Annotated in this window: 7 protein-coding genes; 4 read left to right on the plus strand and 3 right to left on the minus strand. The window is 64.2% G+C overall.

The window, feature by feature from the left end:
* The first annotated feature begins 410 nt into the window (after positions 1–410).
* Positions 411–1,046 (plus strand): GNAT family N-acetyltransferase, encoded by a 636-nt coding sequence (locus DESPIG_RS10760; protein WP_006008564.1) that lies wholly within the window; start codon positions 411–413, stop codon positions 1,044–1,046.
* Positions 1,047–1,289: 243 nt separating this feature from the next.
* On the opposite strand, the gene gltX is transcribed toward DESPIG_RS10760, so the two are convergent.
* Entirely contained in the window at positions 1,290–2,687 is a 1,398-nt protein-coding gene (gltX, locus tag DESPIG_RS10765; RefSeq protein ID WP_040369993.1) for a glutamate--tRNA ligase, read from the minus strand.
* Positions 2,688–2,924: 237 nt separating this feature from the next.
* Here gltX and argB point away from each other — a divergent pair, with 237 nt between their 5' ends.
* The 3 genes from argB to DESPIG_RS10780 all read left to right on the plus strand — a co-directional run bounded on the left by argB (position 2,925) and on the right by DESPIG_RS10780 (position 5,209).
* Complete coding sequence (gene argB, locus DESPIG_RS10770; RefSeq protein WP_006008566.1) at positions 2,925–3,704, plus strand: acetylglutamate kinase; 780 nt, start codon at positions 2,925–2,927, stop codon at positions 3,702–3,704.
* A 157-nt stretch (positions 3,705–3,861) separates the two neighbouring features.
* Entirely contained in the window at positions 3,862–4,941 is a 1,080-nt protein-coding gene (locus tag DESPIG_RS10775) for a membrane protein (protein ID WP_040369995.1), read from the plus strand.
* Position 4,942: 1 nt separating this feature from the next.
* On the plus strand, positions 4,943–5,209 hold the full coding sequence (locus DESPIG_RS10780) for a hypothetical protein (protein WP_006008568.1): 267 nt from the start codon (positions 4,943–4,945) through the stop codon (positions 5,207–5,209).
* Between the two features lie 77 nt (positions 5,210–5,286).
* On the opposite strand, the gene DESPIG_RS10785 is transcribed toward DESPIG_RS10780, so the two are convergent.
* Together DESPIG_RS10785 and DESPIG_RS10790 are read right to left on the minus strand one after the other, a co-directional pair.
* Complete coding sequence (locus DESPIG_RS10785) at positions 5,287–6,303, minus strand: DHH family phosphoesterase (RefSeq protein ID WP_006008569.1); 1,017 nt, start codon at positions 6,301–6,303, stop codon at positions 5,287–5,289.
* Positions 6,287–6,580, minus strand: a complete 294-nt coding sequence (locus tag DESPIG_RS10790) for a DUF503 domain-containing protein (RefSeq protein WP_040370061.1) — start codon at positions 6,578–6,580, stop codon at positions 6,287–6,289. The genes DESPIG_RS10785 and DESPIG_RS10790 overlap by 17 nt, the downstream gene beginning before the upstream one ends.
* Positions 6,581–6,665: the final 85 nt, after the last annotated feature.

The raw sequence follows: 6,665 nt of genomic DNA on the forward strand, positions 1-6,665 counted from the left end.
CAGCCGGGGATTTTTTGTTTTGGTGGAAAAGCTTGCGGGGAGGGAAACCTTTTTGGAAAAAGGTTCTCCCTCCCCGTGCCCCACCCTTCCAAAAACTTTTACCGGTGGGCCTGTGCAAGGATGGAAAGTCTGAGGCGCGGTTGGGCTGGGTGTGTCATTGGGCAAGGCCGTGGCATTACGAGGCCGGAAGCTGTGGCTATCGGGCGCAGAGAGTCGGCGAGTGGGGGCTTTGTCTTGAGGCAGATAGCGCAGGGAACAAGTTCCCTGGCTGCGGGAATTTTTCCGGGGATTTCTTTTCCCTTGGGATCCATGCTGTCCTGTTTTTCAGGATTTTCTGAAATCCTTGTGGACAAGCGGACAAGAACAGGGCACTTTGCCCTCCGCAAGATATTACTGATGGAGCTGGATCGATGCTGGAGATCATGACGGAGCGTTGTTGCCTGCGTCCCATGACGGATGCGGATTTCCCGGCCCTGTGCCGTTACCTGCAGGATCCCGGGGTGATGTATGCCTACGGGCATGCCTTCAGTGACAGGGAAGTCTGGGACTGGCTGCGGCGCCAGCAGGCCCGTTATGTGGTGCCGGGCTATGGAGCGCTGGCCGTGGAATTGCGGGAGACGGGAGAAATGATCGGACAGTGCGGCATCACCATGCAGGACTGTGCGGGGGTGACTGCCTTTGCCGTCGATGTTGATGCGGACACAGCGGCCGCGGTCGGAGAAGAGACGGGAACTTCCGCTTTGCTCAGCGAGAGCATCGATGCCACGCCCCGGACGTTGCAGGTCCCGGAAGTGGGCTATCTGCTGGCAAAGAACTACTGGCACCATGGATATGCCACAGAATCGGCCCGTGCGTGCATGGAATTCGCTTTTGACGTACTGGGTGTGCCGGAAGTCTTTTCGTGCATCAGAGACGATAACAGGCCCTCTCTGGAGGTGGCCCGGCGTGACGGTATGGAACTGTGCGGGCGCTTCAACAAGCATTACTATGGGCAAGACATGGAGCACCTGCTCTATGTGGCCCGCAAGAGCAGCTGGGCTGTGTAGGCGGGACACGGAGGGAGGCCGCTGTGCGGGATGCGTCCCTTTTCCGCACGGCGATGCCTGAAAGCTCTCGGTACGGCCTGGATGCGGTCCGCGAGAGGATGACCGCATGGCGGGACTGGTGGCTGGAAAGCGGGCCTCTGCCGCTTTGGCGGGCGATCTTATGGAGACAAAAAAGGCTGCCTCACGATGACGTGAGGCAGCCTTTTTATTTTTCAGGATACCCGCAGGGGGCATCAAAAGGGCTTACATGCCCGCAGCGCGGCGGATGCGGGCCAGGCTGGCGTCCTTGCCCAGGAAGGCCATGATCTCGGGCAGGTGGGGGCCGCCCATGAAGCCCATGAGGGCCGTACGCAGGGCCGGGGCCACGTCCTTGAACTTGAGGCCGTTGCCTTCGATGTAGCCGTGCAGGGCGGCTTCGAGGCCGGGCGCGTCAAAGGGATCGCAGGCGGCGAAGATCTCAGCCACGGCATTGAGGTGGGCCTTGCTGGCATCGGTCAGGTTCTTGGCGCAGGCCTTTTCGTCATAGGCCAGCTCGTCGGCGCTGACCAGCAGGGGACGGAAGGACTCGGCCAGGGCCTTGAGGTCCCCGGCGCGCTCGCGGAACATATGGCACAGGGCGGCCAGCTTGTCGTCGGCGACATCGGCGGGCAGACCGGCTTTTTCCACGAAGGGGCGCACCAGCTTGGCCAGTTCGTCCAGGGGCATCTCGCGCATGAAGTGGGCGTTGATCCACTCCAGCTTGGCCGGGTCGAAGGCGGCGGCAGCGGGGTTGAGGCTGGTACCGTCGAAGAATTTGATGAGCTCTTCCTGGGTGAAGATCTCCTGGTCGCCGTGGGACCAGCCCAGACGCACCAGATAGTTGACCAGAGCCTGGGGCAGCAGGCCGTCGTTCTGGTATTCGATGACGGCGCGGGCGCCGTGGCGCTTGGAGAGCTTCTGGCGGTCGGGGCCCAGGATCATGGGCACATGGCCGAAGGTGGGCACGGGCAGGCCCAGGGCTTCGTAGATGAGGATCTGGCGGGGGGTGTTGGACACGTGGTCGTCACCGCGGATGACGTGGGTGATGCCCATTTCGTAGTCGTCCACCACCACGGCCATGTTGTAGGTGGGCATGCCGTCGGCGCGGCGGATGACCATGTCGTCCAGTTCGCTCACGTCCACGGCGATGCGGCCCTTGACCATGTCATCGAACACGACCTTGCCGGCCTGGGGGGCCTTGAGGCGCACGCAGCGGCCTTCGCCGGGGCCCAGGTTGCGTTCACGGCAGCAGCCGTTGTAGCGGGGCTTCAGGCCCTGGGCGCGGGCTTTTTCGCGCATGGCTTCCACTTCCTCGGGGGTGCAGGAGCACCAGTAGGCGTGGCCGGTCTCCAGCAGCTTGTCCACATAGCTGTTGTACAGCTCGGTGCGCTGGGTCTGGTAGTTGAGGGGGCCGTCCCAGTCCAGTCCCAGCCAGCGCATGGAGGCCAGGATGGAGTCGGTGTACTCCTGCTTGGAGCGCAGTAGGTCGGTGTCCTCGATGCGCAGGTGGAACTCGCCGCCGAAGTGGCGGGCCAGCAGCCAGCAGAAGATGGCGGTACGCGCGCCGCCGATGTGCAGATGGCCCGTGGGGCTGGGCGCGAAACGGGTAACGACTTTATTCATGGTACTGTCCTTCATCGACGGCAGGCCGTCGAGGTGATTTTGCGGTCGGTATGCAGGGAGCGTGCGGAGCCTTGCCCCTGCGGCTGTAAGGCAGAGCAGGATAACCCCAATGCGCCTGCCTTGCAATGGCGGGCAGCACAGGGGCAGCGGCGGGCATCTTGCGCCTTCCCGGCCGGGGGTGCTACAGCGGTGAGGCGGTCTTTCCGCATTTTCATGCCTGTGCCTCAAGGAGAAGATATGAGCACCCAGACTGTTGTCATCAAGTACGGCGGCCATGCCATGGACAAGGACGAACTGAACGCGGCCTTTGCCGACGACATGGCTTTTCTGCAGCAGAGCATGCGCCTGGTGGTGGTGCATGGCGGCGGGCCCCAGATCAACGCCCTGCTGAACCGCCTGGCCATCGAAAGCCGTTTTGAGAAAGGCCTGCGCGTGACCGATGCGGATACTATGCAGGCCGTGGAGATGGTGCTGTGCGGCCAGGTCAACAAGACCGTGGTCAGCCGTTTTTTGCAGCACGGCGCGCGTGCCGCGGGCCTTTCCGGGCGTGATGCGGGCTTGCTGCGCGCGCGGGTGAAGGATCCTGTGCTGGGGCTGGTGGGCGACGTGGAAAAGGTCGATGCCTCCGTGCTCTCCTGCCTGCTGGACGGCGGCTTTTTGCCCGTGGTGGCGCCGGTGGCTTCCGGTCCCGAGGGCCAGGCCCTGAACATCAATGCGGATACCGCGGCCGGTGCCGTGGCCGGGGCCCTGCATGCCGACTATTTCGTGCTGATCTCCGACGTGCCCGGCGTCCTGGATGCGGACAAGAAGCTGATCCCCTCCCTGGATCGCGCCCGCATCGCCGAGCTCATCGAGGCCGGTGTCATCAACGGCGGCATGATCCCCAAGGTGCAGTCCTGCCTGCATGCCCTGGACGAAGGGTGCTCCCGGGCCCTGATCCTGGATGGCCGCCAGCCCTCCAGCTTGCGCCGTTATTTGCTGGACGGCGAACCGCTGGGCACGGTGGTCACGGCCTAGGTTTGCGGAAAAGAGGATGCCGGGAGGGATTCCCTTCCCGGCACTGCCAGTCCTTGCCGGTACCGCGGCCGGCATCCCGCCTGGGCGGGGAAGGCCCGGTGCCGCCATGTGCACTGTAACTTACTGAGATCCCGGTGACGGATCATTTGGAGGAGTCATGACACAATGTGCTGCTCCCAGTGCGGCTGCCGTGGCCGCCAGACGGGCCATGAAAAAAAGTTTCCAGACGCGGGGCATCCTGACGGCTGTCTCGTCCGGCATGGTCTACGGCATGTACACGGCCTTCATGACCTACGCCATGGCCATGGGCATCTGGGCCGTCTGGTACGGCGGGGATTCCGGCCTGTCGGAATTTGCTGTCCTCTTTCTGCTGAGCGCCCTGGGCGCCGGCCTCACTGACGGCTGCGCGGCCATCTGGGCGCTCATCATGGCGGCCCTGCGCGGCAAACTGGGCGATTTCGGGCGCAGCTTCAAGACGCGCCCCGGCATGATGATGCTGGTGGCGGCCCTGTTCGGCGGGCCTTTCGCCTCCACCTGTTATGTGGTGGGCCTGCAGATGGCCGGCTCCATCGTCGTGCCCATCAGCGCCCTGTGCCCGGCCATCGGCGCCATCCTGGCCCGCTTCCTCTTCCGGCAGCCCCTGACGCCCCGCATGATGCTGGGCATCCTGATCTGTCTTTCGGCCAGCGCCCTGATCGGCTTTTCCAGCATGGGCGGCATCGAGGCGCGTCCCCACATGATGCTGGGCCTGTTCTTCGGCTTCCTGGCCGCCCTGGGCTGGGGCATCGAAGGCTGTGTGTGCGGTTACGGGGTGTCCATCATCGATTCCGAGGTGGGCATCACCATCCGCGAAGTGACCATCGGCATCTCCAACCTCATCATCCTGGTGCCCATCCTGGGCTGGATCGGCCAGACGGACGGCTTTGCCATGCTGGGCAAGGCCCTTGCCGACGTGGACTCCATGAAGTGGTTCGTGGTGGCCGGTTTCCTTTGCTACTTCAACTTCATGTGCTGGTACCGGGGCAACGCCATGTGCGGTGCGGCCCTGGGCATGGCCTGTAACGGTGCCTATTCCTTCTGGGGGCCCTTCTTCTGCTGGCTCATCCTGGGCGTCGTCTTCGGTCTGGACGGCTGGAACATGGTGCCGGTGGCCTGGGTGGGCGCCGTCCTGATGGTCGTGGGCATCTTCACCATCGCCACCAACCCCCTGGCCCTCTTCCACAGAAAGGAGCAGTAGGATGAGACCCCTGAACTTTGCCATCCTCAAGTATCTGACCACCGTGGACGAAGCCTGCCCCGAAGACATCATCGAGGCCCTCAAGGGCACCTATGGTTCCTTCCGGGCCCTCAACAAAAAAGACATCCTGTCCGCGCTGATGACGGCCGAGGTCAACGGGCTTGTCCAGGAGTCCCGTTTCGAACTGGACGAGAAGGGCGAGCTGCGCATCTATTACCGTGCCCATGAAGAAGGCGCGGCCACCATCAACCGCTACATCCCCGACTAGCGGGGATATGTAGCCCTATCCGCATAAAAAAGGGACCGCCTGTGCGGTCCCTTTTTCATTCATCGTCCGGGTACGGATCAGCCCCGCAACATGCGGCACAGGGCCGTACGGACGGCGTCGAAGGCTTCCTCGCCTTCCATGCGCAGCGTCCCGCCCGCGGCATTGCGATGACCGCCGCCGCCGAATTGCACGGCCACGGAACGCACGTCCGTGGTGCCCGTGGAACGCAGGCTGAGCTTGTAGACGCCGGGAGCGTCCTCCCGCAGGATGCCGGAGGCCTCCACACCGCGCAGGCGGCGGAACTGTTCCACCAGCCCTTCCAGATCTTCCTTGAGGGCCCCGCACTGGCGCAGGTCTTCCAGACGGGCCAGGGCCAGGGCCGCACGGCCGTCGCAGCTGATCTCCACACGCTGCATGAGCCGGGCCCAGAGCGCCATGCGGGCCGGGCTCCAGTTGTTGTCGAGCTTTTCGCGCAGCTTGTGGATGTCACAACCGCTGTCGCTGAGCAGGGCCGCCAGACGGAAGACGGCGGCCGTGGTGCTGCCGTGCAGGAAACCGCCGGTATCGGTCACCAGGCCCAGGGCCAGGGATTCGCCCAGCGGTCCTTCCGGACGCAGACCGGCCGCCAGGCAGACATAGGCCGCCAGCTGGGCCGTGGCCGCGGCGGCGGGTTCGATCCAGTTGTCGACCGTCCCCATGCCGTCGCTGCCCAGGTGATGGTCGATGTTGATGATGGCCGTTTCGGCAAAGCGGCCTTCCAGGGCCGTGGCCAGGTCGTCGCCCAGGCGGTGGGGCTCGCCGCAGTCCAGCAGGACCAGGGCCCGCGGCTCGAAGGGCAGGCGTTCCAGGCTGGTGAGCAGCGTGCAGGGCAGGGACAGGAAGGACAGGTATTCCGGCACGCCCGAGGGGCTGTAGAGGACGAATTCCTTGCCCATGGCTTTCAGCAGCCAGCCCAGGGCGCTCATGGAGCCCAGGGCGTCCCCGTCGGGGTTCACATGAGCGGCCACCAGCACACGGTCCAGGCCGCGCAGGCTTGCCACCACGCGCGCGGCGGGCTCGCGCCAGTTTTCGGGAATCTCAGTCATCAACGGCATAGATCTCTACCTCGCTGTCGGTCATTTCTTCGGTGCAGACGGCTTCCATCATCAGCGCGCACTTGTCCATGCGGCTGCGCAGATGGCTCTCGCTGTTGGAGATGGACGTCACGGCCAGACGCAGGCGGGTCAGGCTGTTCTCGGTGCCAGCCTCGGCGATGGCCACGTTGAAGCGGTTGCGTACCTTCTGCTTCAAGCTGTTGGCCACACGGCGCTTGGCCTTGAGGTTGTCGTTGCCGTCAAGGGCGAATTCCACGGTCAGGACTGCTACGAACATGGGCATGGTATCGGGCCTCGGGAGAGGCAAGGCCGGGGGAAGGGGGACGCTTTTGGAAAAAGCGTCCCCCTTCCCCCGTACCCCC

The sequence above is a fragment of the Desulfovibrio piger ATCC 29098 genome (assembly GCF_000156375.1).
Lineage (GTDB): Bacteria > Desulfobacterota > Desulfovibrionia > Desulfovibrionales > Desulfovibrionaceae > Desulfovibrio > Desulfovibrio piger.

Coding starts and splice junctions, on each gene's coding strand:
- DESPIG_RS10760 (WP_006008564.1), top strand. CDS start 411: ATGCTGGAGATCATGACGGAGCGTTGTTGCCTGCGTCCCATGACGGAT.
- gltX (WP_040369993.1), bottom strand. CDS start 2,687: ATGAATAAAGTCGTTACCCGTTTCGCGCCCAGCCCCACGGGCCATCTG.
- argB (WP_006008566.1), top strand. CDS start 2,925: ATGAGCACCCAGACTGTTGTCATCAAGTACGGCGGCCATGCCATGGAC.
- DESPIG_RS10775 (WP_040369995.1), top strand. CDS start 3,862: ATGACACAATGTGCTGCTCCCAGTGCGGCTGCCGTGGCCGCCAGACGG.
- DESPIG_RS10780 (WP_006008568.1), top strand. CDS start 4,943: ATGAGACCCCTGAACTTTGCCATCCTCAAGTATCTGACCACCGTGGAC.
- DESPIG_RS10785 (WP_006008569.1), bottom strand. CDS start 6,303: ATGCCGTTGATGACTGAGATTCCCGAAAACTGGCGCGAGCCCGCCGCG.
- DESPIG_RS10790 (WP_040370061.1), bottom strand. CDS start 6,580: ATGTTCGTAGCAGTCCTGACCGTGGAATTCGCCCTTGACGGCAACGAC.